The organism is Mesorhizobium sp. ESP7-2, assembly GCF_020164715.1.
GTDB lineage: Bacteria > Pseudomonadota > Alphaproteobacteria > Rhizobiales > Rhizobiaceae > Mesorhizobium.
In genome coordinates, this window is sequence record NZ_JAIUGQ010000045.1 from 30,896 (window position 1) to 50,139 (window position 19,244).

At 64.1% G+C, this 19,244-nt stretch carries 19 protein-coding genes; 11 read left to right on the forward strand and 8 right to left on the reverse strand.

Annotated elements, in window-relative coordinates:
* The first annotated feature begins 102 nt into the window (after positions 1–102).
* Positions 103–1,065, forward strand: coding sequence for a LysR family transcriptional regulator (locus LB543_RS29075; protein WP_224616602.1), 963 nt, complete (start codon positions 103–105; stop codon positions 1,063–1,065).
* Between the two features lie 54 nt (positions 1,066–1,119).
* Here LB543_RS29075 and LB543_RS29080 read toward each other — a convergent pair whose 3' ends face one another.
* The 4 genes from LB543_RS29080 to LB543_RS29095 all read right to left on the reverse strand — a co-directional run bounded on the left by LB543_RS29080 (position 1,120) and on the right by LB543_RS29095 (position 6,456).
* A complete protein-coding gene (locus LB543_RS29080) occupies positions 1,120–1,218 on the reverse strand; it encodes a putative RiPP precursor (protein ID WP_210241180.1) in 99 nt (32 codons plus the stop codon).
* A gap of 252 nt (positions 1,219–1,470) precedes the next feature.
* On the reverse strand, positions 1,471–2,085 hold the full coding sequence (locus tag LB543_RS29085) for a TetR/AcrR family transcriptional regulator (protein WP_224616603.1): 615 nt from the start codon (positions 2,083–2,085) through the stop codon (positions 1,471–1,473).
* Between the two features lie 145 nt (positions 2,086–2,230).
* Positions 2,231–5,344, reverse strand: coding sequence for an efflux RND transporter permease subunit (locus LB543_RS29090; RefSeq protein WP_224616604.1), 3,114 nt, complete (start codon positions 5,342–5,344; stop codon positions 2,231–2,233).
* Positions 5,344–6,456, reverse strand: coding sequence for an efflux RND transporter periplasmic adaptor subunit (locus LB543_RS29095; RefSeq protein WP_224616605.1), 1,113 nt, complete (start codon positions 6,454–6,456; stop codon positions 5,344–5,346). The genes LB543_RS29090 and LB543_RS29095 overlap by 1 nt, the downstream gene beginning before the upstream one ends.
* Before the next feature lie 85 nt (positions 6,457–6,541).
* On the opposite strand from LB543_RS29095, the gene LB543_RS29100 reads away from it, so the two are divergent.
* From LB543_RS29100 to LB543_RS29115, 4 genes are all read left to right on the forward strand, one after another.
* The gene (locus tag LB543_RS29100) at positions 6,542–7,123 is read left to right on the forward strand and encodes a TetR family transcriptional regulator (protein ID WP_140761313.1); all 582 of its coding nucleotides are present in this window, start codon (positions 6,542–6,544) and stop codon (positions 7,121–7,123) included.
* Between the two features lie 71 nt (positions 7,124–7,194).
* Complete coding sequence (fabF, locus tag LB543_RS29105) at positions 7,195–8,499, forward strand: beta-ketoacyl-ACP synthase II (protein ID WP_224616613.1); 1,305 nt, start codon at positions 7,195–7,197, stop codon at positions 8,497–8,499.
* A 74-nt stretch (positions 8,500–8,573) separates the two neighbouring features.
* The gene (locus tag LB543_RS29110) at positions 8,574–9,389 is read left to right on the forward strand and encodes an oxidoreductase (protein WP_224616606.1); all 816 of its coding nucleotides are present in this window, start codon (positions 8,574–8,576) and stop codon (positions 9,387–9,389) included.
* Positions 9,390–9,422: 33 nt separating this feature from the next.
* The gene (locus LB543_RS29115) at positions 9,423–10,157 is read left to right on the forward strand and encodes an NADPH-dependent F420 reductase (protein ID WP_224616607.1); all 735 of its coding nucleotides are present in this window, start codon (positions 9,423–9,425) and stop codon (positions 10,155–10,157) included.
* 31 nt (positions 10,158–10,188) lie between these two features.
* Here the strand turns inward: LB543_RS29115 and LB543_RS29120 are convergent, their stop codons facing one another.
* Entirely contained in the window at positions 10,189–10,782 is a 594-nt protein-coding gene (locus tag LB543_RS29120) for a TetR/AcrR family transcriptional regulator (RefSeq protein ID WP_224616608.1), read from the reverse strand.
* Between the two features lie 66 nt (positions 10,783–10,848).
* Here LB543_RS29120 and LB543_RS29125 point away from each other — a divergent pair, with 66 nt between their 5' ends.
* On the forward strand, positions 10,849–11,274 hold the full coding sequence (locus LB543_RS29125) for a VOC family protein (protein ID WP_224596155.1): 426 nt from the start codon (positions 10,849–10,851) through the stop codon (positions 11,272–11,274).
* A gap of 9 nt (positions 11,275–11,283) precedes the next feature.
* On the opposite strand, the gene LB543_RS29130 is transcribed toward LB543_RS29125, so the two are convergent.
* Positions 11,284–12,249, reverse strand: coding sequence for a S1C family serine protease (locus tag LB543_RS29130; protein ID WP_224616609.1), 966 nt, complete (start codon positions 12,247–12,249; stop codon positions 11,284–11,286).
* Between the two features lie 226 nt (positions 12,250–12,475).
* Between LB543_RS29130 and LB543_RS29135 the strand changes: the two genes are divergently transcribed.
* Together LB543_RS29135 and LB543_RS29140 are read left to right on the forward strand one after the other, a co-directional pair.
* Positions 12,476–13,348: a S1C family serine protease gene (locus tag LB543_RS29135; protein WP_224616610.1), complete on the forward strand. Its 873-nt coding sequence runs from the start codon at positions 12,476–12,478 to the stop codon at positions 13,346–13,348.
* Between the two features lie 8 nt (positions 13,349–13,356).
* On the forward strand, positions 13,357–13,998 hold the full coding sequence (locus tag LB543_RS29140; protein WP_224616614.1) for a helix-turn-helix transcriptional regulator: 642 nt from the start codon (positions 13,357–13,359) through the stop codon (positions 13,996–13,998).
* 101 nt (positions 13,999–14,099) lie between these two features.
* Here the strand turns inward: LB543_RS29140 and LB543_RS29145 are convergent, their stop codons facing one another.
* The gene (locus LB543_RS29145; protein ID WP_224616611.1) at positions 14,100–14,315 is read right to left on the reverse strand and encodes a type II toxin-antitoxin system VapB family antitoxin; all 216 of its coding nucleotides are present in this window, start codon (positions 14,313–14,315) and stop codon (positions 14,100–14,102) included.
* 180 nt (positions 14,316–14,495) lie between these two features.
* Between LB543_RS29145 and LB543_RS29150 the strand changes: the two genes are divergently transcribed.
* Positions 14,496–15,362: an SDR family oxidoreductase gene (locus tag LB543_RS29150; protein WP_224616612.1), complete on the forward strand. Its 867-nt coding sequence runs from the start codon at positions 14,496–14,498 to the stop codon at positions 15,360–15,362.
* Positions 15,363–15,626: 264 nt separating this feature from the next.
* Here the strand turns inward: LB543_RS29150 and LB543_RS29155 are convergent, their stop codons facing one another.
* Positions 15,627–17,861 carry an OmpA family protein gene (locus tag LB543_RS29155; protein WP_224616615.1) on the reverse strand — a complete coding sequence of 745 codons (2,235 nt, stop codon included), beginning with the start codon at positions 17,859–17,861 and terminating at the stop codon, positions 15,627–15,629.
* Positions 17,862–18,058: 197 nt separating this feature from the next.
* Between LB543_RS29155 and LB543_RS29160 the strand changes: the two genes are divergently transcribed.
* Together LB543_RS29160 and LB543_RS29165 are read left to right on the forward strand one after the other, a co-directional pair.
* Positions 18,059–18,505, forward strand: coding sequence for a YcgN family cysteine cluster protein (locus LB543_RS29160; RefSeq protein WP_224616616.1), 447 nt, complete (start codon positions 18,059–18,061; stop codon positions 18,503–18,505).
* Positions 18,506–18,774: 269 nt separating this feature from the next.
* Positions 18,775–19,131: a hypothetical protein gene (locus LB543_RS29165; protein ID WP_140761277.1), complete on the forward strand. Its 357-nt coding sequence runs from the start codon at positions 18,775–18,777 to the stop codon at positions 19,129–19,131.
* The last annotated feature ends 113 nt before the right edge of the window (positions 19,132–19,244 follow it).

Genomic DNA, 19,244 nt, shown 5'->3' on the forward strand with positions numbered 1-19,244 from the left:
TCTCTCCAGTGGAATGAATTGTCCCGCTACATATGTGGCTATCGATCCATCCGATAAACTGGTATATTTTCTATACGATCCATCTATAAAGTAGATAGAGATATGCAACCCAATCCAACCCTCGACCAGCTCCAGATCCTTGTCGCCGTTGCCGACACCGGCAGTTTCTCGGCCGCCGGCCGCAAGCTCAACCGGGCGCAATCCGTCATCAGTTACGGCATCGCCAATCTCGAGGCGCAGCTGGGGCTGAAGCTGTTCGAGCGCGAGGGCACGCGCGAGCCGCAACTGACCGAGATCGGCCGGGCGATGCTGGAGGATGCGCGGCGCATGGTGAGTGTGCTGCAGCGCATCCGCTCGCGCGCCGACGGCCACCATCACGGGCTGGAAGCCGAGGTGGCGCTGTCGGTCGATGCGACGTTGCCGTCCCCGGTGCTGGTGCGGGTGCTCAAGGCGTTCGAGACGAAATTCCCGACCGTGATGCTGCGCCTGCATATCGGCACGCTCGGCGTCATTCCCGATCTCGTCGTCAACGGACAGGCCGATCTCGGCATTGGCGGCTTGCTGGGCGATGTCGACGTGCACCTCGTTCGCATCGGCTTCATGTCGCTGGTGCCGGCCGCCGCACCCAACCATCCGCTGGCACTGCTGCCGAAGCCGGTGGCGCTCGAGGATGTGCGCGAGCATACGCAGCTTGTCGTCACCGACCAGTCGGAGCGCACCAAGGGGCGTGACTACGGCGTCTTCGCCTACCGCACCTGGCGCCTGACCGACGTGCGCACCAAGCACATACTGATGCGCGAGGGGCTGGGCTGGGGTGGGCTGCCGCGCTGGCTGATCGCCGACGATCTAGCCAGCGGCCGCCTGGTGGAACTTGATCTCGATCCCTACAAGGAGGTGAGTTCGCCGTTGTTCGCCATGCACCGCAACGATCGCAGCCCGAAGCCGGCCGCCGCCTGGCTGATCGACCGGTTCAAGCGCGGGCTAGGCTGCTTCAACGAATTCGAGCCGGGCGAGGTGCCCGAAGAGGAGCCGGAGACCCATGGCGTGTCCGGCTCCGGCATCTGACCTGGCGGTGCCCGGGTCGCCTGCCCGGGCCCTGGAACCGGCGCGTCCGAGAAATCATCGGATGATCGTCACCCCGGAAACCACGATCTGCGCGGTGCGGGCGGTCAATTTCCCGTGCTTGCGTAGCGTCGGTTTTTCATAGGTCTTTTTCATCTGTCGGTCCCGAATGTGAGCCTCGAGGGATGCCCTGACACAACGAGATTGGAGGGTTCCGGTTGCGTCGCCAGTCCATTCCCTACCGCGGATTGGGCACGATCACCTCCTTTCGGAGACCGTTAGAGAACTCCACGCTTCACAGCTGGTCGCGATAATGTGCCGCTTTGTTGGCCGTCGCAAAACCGACGTGTCGACCTCGATCTTCTGGTCGCACCCCGTCGCGAGGCTCTGCCGAAGCGGCGGCACGCCTCAGTGAGACTTTCCCAGTGCTTTCAGGATAAAGCGAATCTGCTCGCACAGGCCAGCTTCGTTATCTTCGCCGTGTCGAAGGCAGTGCTCGATCAGAATCGGGTGGAAAAACGGCGTGAACGCGGTCTTGACCGCGCGCGCCGCTTTCGCGGAATCTTCGACCTTGAATTCCCCCGCTTCGATGCCCTCGCGGATGATCGCCTCGAAGATCGTTACCACCCGCTCCGTATGCGCCTTGATGATCGCCCAGTTCTCTTGCATGGCGGCGACAATCATGTCGTGTATGCGCTTTTCCTTGACCAGTGTGGTCTTGCTGTGGTGGTGAACCGCGGTCAGGAGTTGATCGAGTTTCTCCGAGGCCGGCGCGCTCGTGCGTGCGATCGCAAAGGCGATCTCGGCGACCTCGTTCACGACCCGCCCGCAGATGGACTCGATGATTGCACCCTTGGAGGGGAAGAAACGATAGACGTTTGCCGTGCTCATGCCGAGTTCGGAGGCGATATCGGCCACCGACGTCTTGTGGGTGCCGATGCGGCGAAATTGCTCGTCCGCCACGGCCAGGATGCGCGCGCGCATCTCGTCGGGATCAGTTTGTGTTCGAACCGGACGATTCATGCATGTCTCCAGAATTGATGAAGCGAAACTGCCGGACTCGAATGAAGGATCATCTGTAAGCGGTAAGTTCGTGCCGTTGGCCCTGCATGTGTCCAGGCAAAGCCAACGGGCAAGAACTTGAACCGTCTCCTGCGACAACAGACTCTTATTCGGCCGCCATTGCTGCTGGCACTTCCGGTTGTTGCTCCGTCGAATCCTCACGGAGCTCATCCGTGGTCGGTTTGATCCGGAACCACGCGACATAGAGCGCAGGGAGGAACAGCAGGATCAGCACCGTGCCGGCCGCCGTGCCGCCGATCAGCGTGTAGGCCATCGATCCCCAGAAGACCGAGTGCGTCAGCGGGATGAAGGCCAGCACGGCGGCAAGTGCGGTCAGGATCACCGGCCTCGTGCGTTGCACCGTGGCCTCGATGACCGCGTGATAGTCGTCAAGACCGGCGGCACGGTTCTCCTTGATCTGTTCGGTCAGGATCAACGTGTTGCGCATCAGGATGCCCGCCAGTCCTATCAGGCCCAGAATGGCGTTGAACCCGAAGGGCTGGTTGAAGACCAGCAACATCGGCACGACGCCAACGAGGCCGAGCGGTGCCGTCAGCATGACCATCGCCATCGTCGAGAAGGATCGCACCTGCAGTATGATGACGATCAGCATGGCGGCGATCATGACGGGGAAGACCTTGCCCAGCGCTGTGTTGGCCTTGGTTGCCTCCTCGATCGATCCACCCATTTCGATGCGATAGCCGGCAGGCAGGGATTTAATCAGCGGCTGAAGGGCCTCCATGATCTCCTTGGACACTTCTGGAGGCTGGGTCGCCTCGTTGATGTCCGAGCGGATCGTGATGACCGGCGTGCGATCACGCCGCTTCAGGATCGGCTCTTCCAGACGGATTTCCGAGTGGCCGATCTGGTCGAGCGGGATCTGGCGGCCGTCCCGGCTCATCAGCGAGAAATCCGCCAGACGCGATGGATCCAGTCGCTCGCCGCCGGCGCTGCGTGCCACGATGGGGACATTGCGGATGTCTTCGCGGACCTGCGTGACCGGGATGCCAGTGAGGAGGAACTGGAGTTGCTGGGCCACCTCCGCCGGCGACAGGCCGATGAGGTTCAGTCTATCCTGATCGGGTATGAAGCGCAGCACCGGCGTGCGATTGCCCCAGTCGCGACTGGCCTGCCGCACGTCCGGCACGCCGCGCATGACGTCGAGGGCTTTCTCAGAGATGGCGTACAATTGCGCGGGATCAGGTCCCATGACCCGGAACTCGACCGGGAATGGCGTGTAGGGTCCGAACACGAGTTGCGTGACGCGGACGTTCGCTTCGGGGGCAAGCCCTGTCGCAACCGCTTCACGGAGCCGGCGCTTCAAGGCCTCGCGCGCCGCCGCGTCCGGTGTCAGCACGACGATTTTGGCGAAGGCGGGATCCGGCAGTTCCGGCGCCATGGCAAAGAAGAAGCGGGGAGCGCCCTGACCGACATAGCTCGTCACGATCTTGGCCTCCGGCTGGCCGCCAAGCCAGTGTTCCAGCTTCTCGACCGTGGCGGTCGTCGTCTCGATGCTGGTGCCTTCCGGCAGGCGAACCTCGACCAGCACTTCAGGGCGGTCGGACGTGGGGAAGAACTGCTGCTTGAGACCGCTCATGCCGACAACCGAAAGCGCGAAGACGATGCCGACGGCAGCGCAGGTCACAAACTTGTGGCGCACGGCAAAGGTGATGAGCCGGCGAAGGCGCCGATAGTTCGGTGTATCGTATATGGCGTGGACGCCGCCTTCGACCGGTTTGATCGCGGGCAGCATCTTGACGCCCATATACGGGGTGAAGACCACAGCGACGACCCAGGAGACGATGAGGGCGAAGCCCACGACCCAGAAGATATTTCCGGCATATTCGCCGGCCGTCGAGCGCGCGAAGCCCACCGGTAGGAACCCGGCGATCGTCACCAGCGTGCCCGACAGCATCGGCGCCGCGGTATGGCTCCAGGCATAGGCCGCCGCCTTGATGCGGTCCATGCCCTCTTCCATTTTCACCACCATCACCTCGATGGCGATGATGGCGTCGTCCACGAGAAGGCCGAGCGCCAGGATGAGGGCGCCGAGCGTGATGCGGTCGAAGAACCGGCCGGTTTCCAGCATGATCAGGAACACGACTGCAAGCGTCAGAGGAACGGCGGCCGCCACGACGATGCCGACGCGCCAACCCATGCTGATCAGGGCGATCAGCAGCACCACGCCGAGCGCCATCGCGAATTTGAGCATGAACTCGTTCACCGACGAGCCGATGTTCACGGCCTGATCGCTGACCTTGGCCAGCGTCATCCCGAGAGGCAGCGTCTGTGCAATCGCCGCCGATCTCTCCTCCAGCGCCTTGCCGAGCTCGAGACCATTCCAGCCCTCCTGCATCACCGCCGCGAGCATGATGGTCGGCTCGCCCTGGTGACGGATGACGTAGGTGGCAGGATCCTCGTAGCCGCGCCGGACCTCGGCGATGTCGGAGAGCTTCAACGTCCGTCCCGCAGCGACGATCGGCGTGTCGGCGATCGTCTGGACACTGTCATAAGCGCCATTGACCCTGATGAAGACCTGCGGCCCTTGGGTATCGATCGAGCCCGCCGGTGTGACGGTATTCTGGCGCTGCAAGGCGGCAACGATATCCTGCGCCGACACGCCGAGGGTTGCCAGCTTGGCATAGGAAAACTCGACGAATATCTGCTCGGGACGTTCGCCGAGGATGTTGATCTTCTTGACGCCAGGCACATGCAGAAGGTCCTGGCGAATGGTCTCGGCTTGCCTGGCGAGTTCCCGCATCGGCAAGCCCTTCGCCTCGAGGGCGTAAAGAGCGAAACTCACATCGGAATATTCGTCGTTGACGAAGGGGCCGAGCACGCCGGGCGGCAGATTGCGGGCTTCATCGCCGAGTTTCTTACGGGCCTGGTAGAACTCCTCCTGCACGCTGGATGGCGGTGTGCTGTCCTTCAGCGTGACCGTCAAATACGCATAGCCTGGCCGTGTTGTCGTTTCGACCCGGTCGTACCAGGTCAGTTCCTGAAGTCGCTTCTCCAACGGTTCGGCGACGAGGTCCTGCATCTCGCGCGCCGTCGCGCCCGGCCATACCGTCGTGACCGTCAGCGTCTTGATGGTGAAGTTGGGATCCTCTGCCCGTCCAAGCATGAGGAAGGCGTAGGCGCCGGCGGCGACGAGCAGAATAATGAAGAAAAGGGTGACGGCTCGCTCGCGAACGGCGATCGCGGAAAAATTGAGGGTCATCAGTTGCTCCTGCCTTCAGAGACAGTCCTGACGCGAGCGCCTTCCTGCAGGAGATGAGCGCCGAGCGAAACAATCGAATCACCAGAGCTCAGCCCGGAGATCACGGCGGTTTCACTGGTTACACGAACAAGCTTGACGGGCCGAAAGTGTACGGTCGAGGTTGCGCCGTCCAAGCTCCAAACGCCGGTCTTCTGGCCATCATCCAGCACGGCTCCGAGCGGCACCTGGACTTCCGTTTGACTTGCCTGGCTTGCAAGCCGGATGGTCACCGTCGCGCCAAGCGGTGCCGCAGCCGCCTCACCGTCGAGCACATAACGGGCCTCATAGGTGCGAGTCTGGGGATCGGCGGCGTCCGACAACTGCCGAAGATGCGCCGTAAAATGCCGCCCATCGGTTCCATACAAGCCTGCCTCGGCTACCGATCCGATCGCCGGCCGGATCGTTTCGGGAAGCGCGACCACCGCCTCGCGTGGGCCGGCGTTCGCGATCCGAACCACGGTCTGTCCCGCAGTGACAACCTGTCCCGGCTCGCCAAGCGTTTCGACGACCGTCCCATCCGCGTTCGCGTCCAAGACGGAATAGGCCGCCTCGTTCTCCGCGACCTTCGCTTCCGCTTCCGCGGCGGCAAGCTGTGCGGTCGCGGTATCAAGTGCTGCCTTCGCCTGCTCGTAACGCTGCGGGGTTGCTGCCAACTCCTTCTTGACCAGAACGGCATAGCGCTTTTCGTCCGCACTGGTCTGAACCAGGACAGCGCGTGCCGCGGCGACAGCGTTGCGCTTGGCGGCGAGCGCAAGGGCCAAATCGGTATCATCGATCCGCAGCAGCGGTTGGCCCGCCTTGACCTGTTCGCCGACATTTACAAGGCGCTCGATGATCTTGCCGGGTACACGAAAACCAAGATTGCTCTGCACCCGCGCGGCAATTGTACCCGTGAAGCCGCGTTCGGATCCCGTCACCCCCACTGGCGTCACCAGTCTGACGATCGGTGGTTCCAGCCTCGGGTCGCCCGCTGCGGAAGCTGCCTGCGTGCGAATGGAAAGTGTGACGAATGCCGCCATTCCTAATCCCGCGACCAAAATGCTCCCCAGCCCAATAACGTGTTTCTTTTTCATGCCCGTCGCCTCCTGTTAAAATAGATTGCATTCACACTCTATACCTGATATAGATTTCGAACGCAATCTAAAAAAGGAGATGACGATGCGCGTAAGTCGCAGTCAGGCCGAGCAGAACCGGCAAACCGTGATCGATGTGGCAAGCCGGCTTTTTCGAGAGCACGGCTTCGATGGCATTGGGCTGAAGGATCTGATGAAGGGTGCCGGGCTGACCCAAGGCGCCTTCTACAAGCAGTTCGAATCCAAGGACGACTTGGCAGCGCAGGCATCGAGACGAGCGATGGAACACGCGACCCGCAGATGGTCGGCTGTTGCTGCCGGAAGCCCTGATCCCCTTGAAGCCGTTATCGGCCTCTACCTTTCGCTGGGACATCGCGAAGAGAAGAGCGACGGTTGTCCATTGGTTGCGCTTGGTTCGGACGCGGCGCGTCAAAGCGAGGAAGTGAGGAGCCCCTTCCAGGATGGGATCGCAGCTCACCTCGAGGTTCTCGACGAATTGATGCCGGCGGCGGAAGGTCCAAAAACTCATCGCAAGGCCATGGCGATGCTATCGCTCATGGTGGGGGCCGTGACGCTCTCCCGTATCCTTGGGGATGAAGAGATGTCGCAGCGTTTTCTCGATGTCGCCGCCGGCGAAGTCAGGCGAATAGCGGCCGCGCAGGAATAGAGGCGGTGATCGCGATCGAGCGTCAGCACGGCGCCGTCGCGCGAACGGATCAAACAGAAGCCGGAGTAGACATGCGTCGTATCGTCATTACAGGCATGGGAGCAATCAGCCCCCTCGGGGCCAACGTGGCGACCTCCTGGTCGCGGCTCCTGGCAGGTCGTTCGGGCATTCGGAGCCTGCCGGGTGAAATGGTGGGAGACCTGCCGGCGAAGGTCGGCGGAATGGTCCCCACCCTGCGGGACGACCCCGAAGCCGGCTTCGATCCAGACACCGTCCTGGTTCCGAAGGAACAGCGCAGGGTGGACCGCTTCATTCTCTTCGCACTGGCGGCGGCGGAAGAGGCGCTGGCCCAGGCGAGGTGGAAGCCGGTCTCGGACGATGACAGGGCCCGCACCGCGACGATCATCGCTTCGGGTATCGGAGGATTTCCCGCGATAACCGAGGCCGTGCGAACCGTCGACCAGCGCGGTGTTCGGCGTCTCTCGCCGTTCACTGTGCCATCTTTCCTGGTGAACATGGCGGCGGGACAAATTTCGATCCGATACGGGTTCAAGGGCCCGCTCGGCGCTCCGGTGACGGCGTGCGCGGCCGGCATCCAGGCGATAGGCGATGCGGCGCGTCTCATCCGCGCCAATGAGGCCGACATCGCGGTCTGCGGCGGAACGGAAGCCTGCATGAATACGGTCAGCCTCGGCGGCTTTGCCGCGGCACGCTCTCTTTCGACCTCTTTCAATCACCGCCCCGATCAGGCGTCCCGCCCCTTCGACATGCTGCGTGACGGCTTCGTCATGGGCGAAGGAGCCGGCATCCTGGTCATCGAGGCCTTGAGCCACGCGCTTGCGCGGGGCGCCAAACCGCTGGCCGAACTCGTCGGCTACGGCACGACGGCGGACGCTTATCACATCACGTCCGGTCCCGAGGATGGCGACGGGGCTCGCCGGGCGATGGAGATCGCGATTGCCCAAGCCGGTATTTCGGCACGGGAGGTCAGCCACCTCAATGCGCACGCCACGTCAACGCCAGTCGGCGACCTGGGGGAAATCGCGGCGATCAAGAGGGTTTTCGGGACAGATTTCGCCATAGCCGTCAGCGGAACGAAGTCGGCGACCGGACACCTGCTCGGCGCCGCCGGCGGGCTTGGGGCCATCTTCACGGTGCTGGCTCTCCGGGACCAGGTCGCACCGCCGACGCTCAATCTGAGCGCCCCCGATCCTGCCGGCGACGGGATCGACTTCGTCGCAAACCACACGCGGCCAATGGAGATGGACTACGCGATCTCCAATGGCTTCGGCTTTGGCGGCGTGAACGCCAGTGCGTTGTTCCGGCGCTGGATGGACAGACCCGCCGGCGCGGGCGCCGGAGGGGCCGGTTATTGAGCCGCTGACCGGTCCTGAGCCGACCAGCGGGCCATATTTTCGAAACGCAAACCCAGCTTGAAGAAGGAGCTTCCATGAACAAGACCAATCCCGGCGTCGCCCTGGTGACCGGGGCATCCTCCGGCATCGGGCACGCAACGGCCAAAGCCCTGCTGGACGCGGGCTTTCGCGTGTTCGGAACCAGCCGTCGCGCGGCGGGCGAGAGATCCGACGGCGTCACCATGCTGACCTGCGACGTGACCGATGAGGCGTCCGTGGCGAAGCTGGTCGACGACGTGCTGGCCAAGGCCGGACGTATCGACCTGCTCGTCAACAATGCCGGAATGGGCCTGTTCGGCGGCGCGGAGGAGTCCTCGATCGCCCAGGCCAAGGCGTTGTTCGATGTGAACGTCTTCGGCGTGTTGCGCGTGACCAATGCGGTGTTGCCGGCAATGCGACGCCAGGGCAAAGGCAGGATCGTCAATTTGAGTTCCGTACAAGGGTTCATCCCGGCTCCCTATTTCGCGCTTTATGCGTCGACCAAACATGCCATCGAGGGCTATTCCGAATCACTCGACCACGAACTGCGTCCGTTCGGCATTCGCGTTGCGCTGGTCGAGCCTGCCTATACCCGCACGGGGTTCGAGGAGAATCTCGCCGCTCCCGATCAGGTGCTGGATCTCTATGATTCCGCGCGGGCCGGCATGACCGTGGCCGTGCGGAAATCGATGGAAAAAGGTGATGAGCCCGAAGTGATAGCCAAGGTCGTTTTGGCGGCTGCGATCGACGCCACTCCGAAGAGGCGCTATGCGGCGGGAAAAGTGGCGCGCCAGGTCAGTTTCCTGCGCCGTTTCGTTCCCGCATCCGCATTCGACAAGAGCTTGAGAAAGCAGCTCGGGCTACCGGTCTGACGGGTGTTGGTTTTACTCGCGAAAGGACATCGAATGAAGATCGCAATCATCGGGGCTGGAAACATCGGCGCCACATTGGCGCGAAAGCTCGCCGCCTGTGGACACGAGGTCAAGCTCGCCAATTCGAAGGGACCGGACACCATCCGCGATCTTGCCCAGGACGTTGGCGCTGCCGCTGCGACGAAGGAGGAAGCGGTGCGAAACGTCGCGGTGATCGTTCTTTCGATCCCGTTCGCGAACTATCCGGATCTCGCCAACCTGTTCGACGGGGTGCCGACCGATGTCGTCGTGATCGACACCTCCAACTACTATCCGTTGCGCGACGGTGCGATCGCCGAGGTCGATGGCGGCAAACCTGAGACCGTCTGGGTCAGTGAGCAGATCGCTCGTCCCGTCGTCAAAGCCTGGAACGCCGTTTTGGCGGCGACGCTGTCCGACAAAGGACTGCCGGCCGGAGCATCCGGACGTATCGCCATTCCGGTCGCCGGTGACGATTATGAGGCTAAGGCCACGGCCATGGAATTGGTAGAGGCCACGGGCTTTGAGGCGCTGGACTCAGGGAGCCTTGTCGATTCCTGGCGTCAGCAGCCCGGCACTCCCGCCTATTGTACCGAGCTGACGAGGGACCAACTGACGGCGGCACTGCAATCGGCCGACAAATCCCGCGCTCCCGGCAATCGTGATGCGTTGATCAAGGAGTTCATGGCAGCCGGCGACAAGCTGACACACGACGAAATCGTCGCCCGCAACAGGGCAGCGACTGCGTGATCAACTTTGCTTTGTGAACCGATGAAGCACTTCAGGCGCGCGACAGTCCGTCTATCAGTGCCATGAGAACGGCGCGGTAGTCCTCGGCTGATGCACCGGCCTCGATGGCGAGCGCCGCGCGGTCGAAGGCCGAGCCAAGCAGGGCGGTCAGCGCTTCCGGCGGCAGCCTTTTCATCGACTGCGTCCGCATCGACACGACCAGGCCCTCGCGCAATGAGCGGTTGCCGTGGCGGTTGTCGATCGCATCCATGGCGGCGCGGCCGAGCACGGCCGGGCCATCGAGCAGCAACAGCCGCGTGCGGCCGGGCACGCGCATGGCGGCGAGATAGGCATCCGAACCGGCAATCAGCGCATCGCGGGCACCGCGCGAAGGCGGGGAGGCGCGGTCGATCTCCCGGGCCACCGTCGCCGCTTCCTGTTCGACGACAGCGGCGAAAAGCGCCTGCTTGTCGGCAAAGTGGTGGTAGAGCGCGCCACGCGTGACGCCGGCGGCGGCGACGATCTCCGGCGTGCCGGTCTCGGCATAGGACTTCTCCGTAAACAGTTTCCGCGCCGCCGCGATCAGGTCGGCGCGTGTCGCCTCGGTGCGGTCGCGGTTCGATCGGCGGCCGGTTTCCTGTTGCATACATGCAGCCTGTATGTTAATTCAATTTACATGCAGACTGTATGTTAACTGGCGAGAGAAGGAAAGATGAAGACGACGAGCTACTACCCGGTGCTGATGACCGGCGATGTCGCCGGCACGGCGGCATTTTACGTCAGGCATTTCGGCTTCCAGCCGCTGTTTACGAGCGACTGGTACGTGCATCTGCAATCGGTGGACAATCGCAGGGTCAATCTCGGCATCGTCCAGGGCGACCACGAGACGATCCCCGAGGAGGGGCGGGGGCGGACCTCGGGCCTGCTGATCAATTTCGAGGTCCGCGATCCCGATGCGGTCTATGAGCGGATACTTGCTGCCGGCCTGCCGATCCTGCGCACGCTGCGCGACGAGCCCTTCGGCCAGCGCCACTTCATCACCAGGGACCCCAACGGAGTGCTGATCGACGTCATCAAGCCGATCTCGCCCAGCGAGGAGTTTTTGGCGCAGTATGCGGAAGGCGCGGCGGGGGTGTGAGGGTGATGCTCAACCAGCCCTAGCCACCGGCGTTACCACCACCTGGCTGACGCCCGTGCGGCGCACCACCGTGCACAGCGTCTCGCGGCCGATGCGCCCGGCGTCGAGCATGCGCACGAGATCGTCGACGCCGGTCACCGGGCGCCCGTCAATGGCGGCGATGATGTCGCCTTCCTTGAGACCGGCCTTAGCCGCCGGTCCATCCTTCTCGACGCTGCGCAGCCGCACGGCCGTGCTGGTCGACACCTGCGACAACAGCGCTGCGCGGCGCGGCAGGTTTACGGCGTCGGCGGAGATGCCTATGAAGGCGCGGCGCACGCGGCCGAAGCGGATGATCTCCGAAATGACGAAGTTCGCCGTGTTGGAAGCGACGGCGAAGGCGATGCCTTGCGCGCCGTGGATCATGGCCGTGTTGACGCCGATCACTTCGCCCGCCGACGACACCAGCGGCCCACCGGAATTGCCGGGGTTGAGCGCGGCGTCGGTCTGGATGACGTCGTCGATCAGCCTGCCGGTGGAAGCGCGCATCGACCGGCCGAGTGCCGAGACGACGCCTGAGGTGACGGTCCATTCGAAGCCCAGAGGATTGCCGATGGCAATCGCGATCTGGCCGCGCCGCAGCCGCTTGGAATCGCCGAGCGGCGCCACATCGGCGAAGCTGCCGTCGGCGCGCACCAGGGCGATGTCGGTGTCGGGGTCGCTGCCGAGCACGCGGCCCTCGCTGGAGGCGCCGTCGGGCATCGACACGCGCACCGTCCTGGCGTCACCCACGACATGGAAATTGGTGACGACCAGCCCGTCCGGCGTGATGACGAAGCCCGAGCCATGGCCGCCCGGGCCGCCGATGCGCTCGATGCGGCAGACAGCCGGGCCGATGCGGTCGACCGCATCCGCGACAGTCGTCGAATAAGCGTCGAGCAGCGTGCCGTCGAGAAGTGTGTCGTCAGTTTCGAATTTCTGGGCGGCGAGGGCCATGAGCGGGGCTCCGTGTTTCAGGCACAACGATGCGTTTCCTTTATGCGTGTCGTTGTCCCAAAACCGGTGAGCACTTTTGCGCGACACGCACTATATGTGCGGAGCGGTCCGAACCGCCGCGACCTGACCAGATGGCCAGTCGAACCCGTAACTAGCCGTCAGGCGAGTACCTGCAGGCGCGCCGTCGAGCGATATCTGGGACATGCAAGAAACCCAGGAGACCCTTATGAGCGACTTCAATCTGAGCGCGTTTTCAGACGCCATCGCCGATCTGGCCGCGAAAGCGGCCCCCGCGACGGCGAGCTTCGCCACCCATCACCACCGCACGGCCAGTGCCTTCCATTGGCGCGACGGCTATTTCGTCACCGCCGAGGAGGCTGTCGAGGCCGGCGAGGAGATCGAACTGACGCTGGCCTCCGGCGACACTGTGAAGGCCGAACTCACCGGCCGCGATCCTTCGACGGGCGTCGCCCTGCTGAAGCCGGCCGATGCGGCCACCGCGCCTGTCCTTGCCAAGGCCGATGCCGTTCGGCCGGGCAACATCGCCATTGCCATCGGCAACAGCCAGGGGTCAGCACTGGCTGTGTCCGGCTCGGTCGGCGAAGTCGGGCCGGCCTGGCGCTCGATGCGCGGCGGCACCATAGACCGGCGCATCAACCTTGCCGTCGGCGCCGGTGGCCGCTTCGAGGGCGGCCCGGTGCTCGACGCCAAGGGCGCGCTGATCGGCATGCTGTTGTTCGGGCCGCGCGGCCGCGCGCTGGTCATGCCCCACGAGACGATCGAACGCGCGGTGGCGACGCTGCGTGAAAAGGGCCATGTCGCGCGCGGCTATCTCGGCGCCGGCCTGCATCCGGTGCGCGACCGCGACGCGCATGGCGCAATGGTGATGAGCCTCGACGACAATGGCCCGGCCAAGGCCGCCGGCCTCTCGCTCGGCGACATCATCGTGGCGTGGAACGGCGAGGCCGTGCATGGTCCGCGCGACCTTATCCGCCGGCTCGGGCCTGACAGTGCCGGTGCTTCGGTGACGTTGGGTGTCGTTCGTGGCGGCGAACAGCGCGACGTCGTGCTGACCATCGGCGAAAAGCCACTGAGCTGAGAGGAATGATGGAAACACTCGCCAGCGACCGGATCGGGACCGACAGTGCGGCTTCGCGGCGGCTGGTGGTGCTGATTGCGCTTGGCGATGCCGGGCGCGCCGAGCGCCTGGCCGCCTCGCTTGCCGCCAGCGACGACCTGCTGCCGGTGGTGGTTGGCGCCGGCAGGGCCGACGTGGCGATCGTCGACGACAGGAGCGGTGACGCCGTGCCGGCCTCGGTGCCACGGGTGCTGCTCTCGGCGCGCGCCAGCGGCGAGCGGCCTGCCGGCGAGGTGTCTGCTGCCGTCATGCCCGCCGGCGCGGACGACCTGCTGATCGCCGCGGCGGCGCGGTTGGCCGCCGCTGGCTACAGCATATCGGGCAATGGCCGCGCGCCTGGACATCGTGAGGATTTCCACGCCGGCGATGGCGCGCCGTTCGAGGATGAAGCTTTGGACGAGCACGCCGCCCGGCCAGCGCTGTCCCCGCGCGAGGCGGAAGTGCTGGCGCTGCTCGCCGAAGGGGCTCCCAACAAGGTCATTGCGCGACGGCTCAACATCTCCGTGCATACGGCGAAATTCCACGTCGCCGCGATCCTGATCAAGCTCGGCGCCGCCAATCGTACGGATGCCATCGCTATTGCGATGCGACAGGGGCTGGTGCTGGTCTAGCAATCCAAGTTCTGAGAGGTTAGCGGCGCGACGCTGTGGGCGAAGTATGCATTATCTGGTCGGGATTCCGAACTCGTCGTAACCGAGTATCTCGTCTTCCGTCATTGGATTGTCGCGCTCTGGTATCCGACCTGCGCGATCTGAAATTTCCGTGGCTTTATGATCAGATCGGATTCGTTCGGCCAAGAGGTCACACTGTAGAGAGCAATGTCGCTTTCGAGACTTTGCCGAATCGCTTCGGTCACCGATATGCCGCGGCCGCGGGCAAGCTCACGCGCCAGCTCTTCCACTTTCCTGTTTTTGATCGACAAAGCCATTTGATCGTCTGCCCTTATGCTCTGAATATATGCCAAATCTGTTGTAGTGGCACATCCCTGCCATTGGCGTGACACGGAACCCTCCGTAGCGTCACCATGGCTTGGAGTTGCAAGCCCTTGTATCCGGGTTCGCCACGAGCAAGGATCGCGCCGACAAAACGGTAGGCAGGCGGAGGAAAAATGTCGCTCAAGGGTAAGACGCTGTTCATCTCCGGCGGGTCGCGCGGCATCGGGCTGGCGATCGCGCTGCGCGCCGCGCGCGACGGCGCCAATGTGACGATTGCGGCCAAGACCGCCGAGCCGCATCCGAAGCTGCCGGGCACGATCTACAGCGCGGCGCAAGAGATCGAGCAGGCGGGCGGCAAGGCGCTGCCGGTGCTGTGCGACATCCGTGAGGAAGCGCAGGTGGCCGAGGCGGTCGCCAGAACCGTCGAAAAATTCGGCGGCATCGATATCTGCATCAACAATGCCAGCGCCATCCAGCTCACCGGCACGCTGGAAACCGACATGAAGCGCTACGACCTGATGCATCAGATCAACACGCGCGGCACCTTTCTCGTGTCCAAAATGTGCATTCCGCACCTGAAGTTGGCTAAGAACCCTCACATTCTGAATCTGGCGCCGCCGCTCGACATGAAGGCCAAATGGTTCAAGAACCACGTCGCCTACACCATGGCCAAGTTCGGCATGTCGATGTGCACTCTGGGCATGAGCGCGGAATTCACGAAGGATGGCATTGCGGTCAATTCGCTGTGGCCGATCTCGACCATCGACACGGCGGCGGTGCGCAATCTGCCGGGCGGCGCCACCGTGGCGGCGATGAGCCGGTCGCCCGACATCATGGCCGATGCCGCGCATGCGATCTTCATGCGGCCGTCGCGCGAGGCGACGGGGAATTTCTACATCGACGAGGAGGTGCTGCGCGCCGAGGGCGTCAGCGATTTCTCGGTCTATGCGCCTGACGCGACCGAACCGCTGGCGGGAGATTTCTTTGTGCCGGATGAGGTGTTTGCGAATTCCGACACGAACGTCAAAAGCATCTATTAGCGGACGTCACCCCGAAGCAAAAAACCCCGCCGGAGAGGGCCGGCGGGGCTCAATGCGTCCCGCTGGAGTCGGGACGGGGCAGGGAACGCCCAGACAGGAATCTGGGGTGCGAAGCCTGTCGATTCAATGAGCCGGCCCTTGGGCTGTACGAATCTTATTGGCCCAGGCCGTACTGTTCGTAGTCCATCCCACCCCGGTTGACCGGGATGGGACCTTGTTGCCGACCTGATTCCAGAAATCACTGTAAGTCGCTGGAAACGCGGGTCAGTCGTTGCTCGCCACCGGTGCCACCAGCGGGGTGATGCGGCGGATGGCGACGCGCCGGTTCTCGCGGTTTGGCGCCGAGGTGTCGACCTTCAGGTACTCCTCGCCATAGCCCTGTGTCGTCAGGTTCTCCGGAGGGATGCCGAAGGCATTGGTCAGCGCCTCCGCAACCGCTTCGGCACGGCGGTCCGACAAAGCAAGGTTCGCCTCCGGAGTGCCGACGGCGTCTGTATGGCCCTCGATCAGGAAGGTCTCCGCCGGGTTCTTCTTCAACAGCTTCTCCATGGCGTCGGCGACACCCTGGAGCTTCTGCACCTCGGTGTCGGAGATCGAAGAGGAGCCGAATTCGAAGTTCAGCGTATCGAGGTCGATGCGCCGTGCAATGTCACGCACGCGGGCCGAACGTTTGACCTCGTTGATCGAATAGAGGCGCTGCACCTTCTCCACCGGCGGCTGTTCGAGGAAGGTATAGTAGTCGTCGGGGCTTTCGACATTCTCGGAATCGAGGATGTAATCACGGCGCGGAATGGTCAGCCGCATCGGCGGCAGGTCATCGCCGGGATCGCGCCAGTCATTTTCGTCCTGGTAGCTGCGCTCGTTGACATAGCTCAGCACATATTCGCGACCGTCGGGCGCGATGCGCGACCGCTGCAGGATGTCGCCGTAGCGGTTGCGGATGGTGACGATCCGGAACCCATTGTCGCGCTCGACCGTCTCGCGTGTGCGGCCCTGCGGCAGGTCCTCGTAGTAGACATCCTTGGCGCCGCGGGTCAGGCGCGGGCGGTCATTGCTCTGGACGAACGTCTGGTCGTTGAGCTGGATGATGACGCGGTCGCCGATCTCCTTGAGCACGTCGACGCCCTTGGGCCGGCGGCGGTCACGGATATTCTCGTCGGGGGCGCGATCAAGGCGCTTACCCTTTTCTTCCGTCACCGGAACGACTTTTTCCGGCTTGATCGCCTCCTGGGCGGCCTTGTCGTTGGTTGGAGGCGGCCCCTGATCCACCGGCGCCACCGCCGGCTTCCGGCCCTGGTCACCGCCCTGCTGGGCATTCTGCCCACCGTTTTGCTGCCCGCCATTCTGGTTGGCAGGCTTGCCCTGGCCGTTCTCGCCGCGACCCTTGCGCCTGGCGTCCTTCTGACTGTCTAGAATGGGTGCGGCGTTCTTGTCGGCGGGTGCTTCGCCCTGAACCGGGTTTTCGCCTTGGACAGGCGCGGCTTTCCCATTGGTAGCGGGCTGCTGTCCGGTCGCCGGCTGTTCGCCGGTGGCGGGCTGTCTGCCGGTCTGCGGCTGTTCGCCGTTAGCGGGCTGCTCACCGGTCGTAGGCTGTTCGCCAGCCGGTTTCCTGCCGTGCTTCTTCGTCTTATCCTGCTCGCCCTGGGCGGGAGGCTGCTCGCCGGCCGGGGCCGGTTCAACCTTCGGCGTCGCTTCGCCGGCAGGAGCCTGCTTCGGCGTTGGGGTGGTCTCCGGCACGGCGGCAGGCGCCTCTTTCTGCTGATCCTGCTTGGGTTTCCTGCCGGGCTTGCTCGGCTGGTTGTCATTGGCAGGAGCCGCCTCGCCGGCCGGGGCCTGCCCGGTCTGCTGCTGCTGGTCGCGTTTCTTCTTGCGCGGCTGCTGCTCGCCGGTGGCGGGCGCGGCCTCGGCGGCCGGGGCCTGCTCGGTCTGCTGCTGCTGCTGGTCACGCTTCTTCTTGCGCGGCTGCTGCTGGTCTGTGGCGGGCGCGGCCTCGGCGGCCGGAGCCTGCTGGGTCTGCTGCTGCTGGTCGCGTTTCTTCTTGCGCGGCTGCTGCTGGTCGGTGGCGGGCGCGGCCTCGGCGGCCGGAGCCTGCTGGGTCTGCTGCTGCTGGTCGCGCTTCTTCCTGCGCGGCTGCTGTTCGTCGACCGCAGGGGCTGGCTGCTGGGCGGCCGGGGCGGACTCCGTCTGCTGTTGCTGGTCGCGCTTCTTCTTGCGCGGCTGTTGGTCCTCGGCTGCGGGAGCGGCCTGCGCCGCCGGTGCCTGCTCGGTCTGCTGCTGCTCACGCTTCTTGCGCTCGGGCTTCTGCTCGCCCTGCTTCTGTGCGCAGGCTTCGGCTGATTCGCCCTCGGCGCAGGCCGCCTGGGCCAGGATCAAAGGCACAGCGCCGCGTTGCATGGGGCCGAACGCGGCTGTCCCCTGAAGCGGGGACGCGCCTAACGGCGCGGATGCCATCAACAGGCCAAGGGCTGTGCCTGCCAGAATCCGTGGTTGGCGTTTCATCGAAATTCTCCTTGTGGGGTCCCATCCTTGCCGAAACCGCTTTTTACGAAATTGGTTCCAGCGGCCCATCGTTAGGGGCCGTACGGGGCTATTGGCCGGCCTTTTGAAGGCAAATTCGTGTCATTCGGCCGAGTTATCGCGCCATTCTGGCTGACGCCACGCTTGACCTTGGCGGCGGCTGGGGCCACATGCCGGAAATGGAAACGCCGTTCTGGAAAACCAAGACGCTGGAAGCGATGACCCCCACGGAGTGGGAATCGCTCTGCGACGGCTGCGGCAAGTGCTGCCTGTCGAAGCTCGAGGACGAGGACACCGGTGAAATCTACTGGACCAGTGTCGGCTGCCGGTTGTTCGACGCCGAGAGCTGCCGCTGTGCCGACTATGCCAACCGGCTGGCGCGCGTTCCCGATTGCGTCGGCCTGACGCCGCAGAATGTGCGCACCATCAGCTGGCTGCCCAGCACCTGCGCCTACCGGCTGGTGGCCGAGGGCCGCGACCTTTACTGGTGGCACCGGTTGGTCTCGGGCAGCGCGGAGACCGTGCACGAGGCCGGCATCTCGATGCGCGGCCGGGTCAAGGCGAGCGAGACCGAGCTGGCCGAGCCGGAAGACTATTTTGACTATATGCTCGACGACGAGCCTTGACCCGCGCAGATGTCGAGATCCCGGCGAGGGGGCAGGGCGTTTGGCGCGAATATCGTTCAATGCGGCAAGGGATTTGGGCCGGCAAGAGATCTGGGCCGGCAAGGAATTTGGGCCGGCAAGGGATTTGCAAACGGCCAGCGCCTCGCCCGCCGGCGCCACATGAACCGCAGATGAACGGCGAGTTCGTAAATAGTTCAGACAGGCCAGTGCATTCTCCCGCCATCGGTTTCACGAGGACGGGCGCAAGCCCGCAACAAGGAGAGAGAACCATGTACACCACCATCAAGACGGCAGCGCTTTCTGCTCTGGTCGGCCTCGGCACGCTGGCGGCCATTCCCGCCCATGCCGACAGCCTCTATCTTGGTTTCGGCAACAACAACGATCCGCGCTTCGGCGTCTATGCCGGCGACGACGGCTATCGCCACCGCCGGGATGAGCGCCGCGACGACTGGCGCCGCGGCTGCTCGCCGGACCGCGCCCTCGACAAGGCCGAGCGCATGGGGCTGCACCGTGCCCGCATCGTCGATGCCAACCGCCGCGTGGTCAAGGTGATGGGCCGTCAGTACGGCGACCGTGTCGTCATCGTGTTCGCCAACGAGCGTGGTTGCCCGATCATCAACCGCTGAACGGGCGCAGCTCGAAAGAACCCCGCGGGAGCGATCCTGAACTGACCCCCGAAAGTTGGACGCAACCTTCGGGGGTTTTGCATGTCCAGATTCAGCGAGCTTGAGAAGCGCTC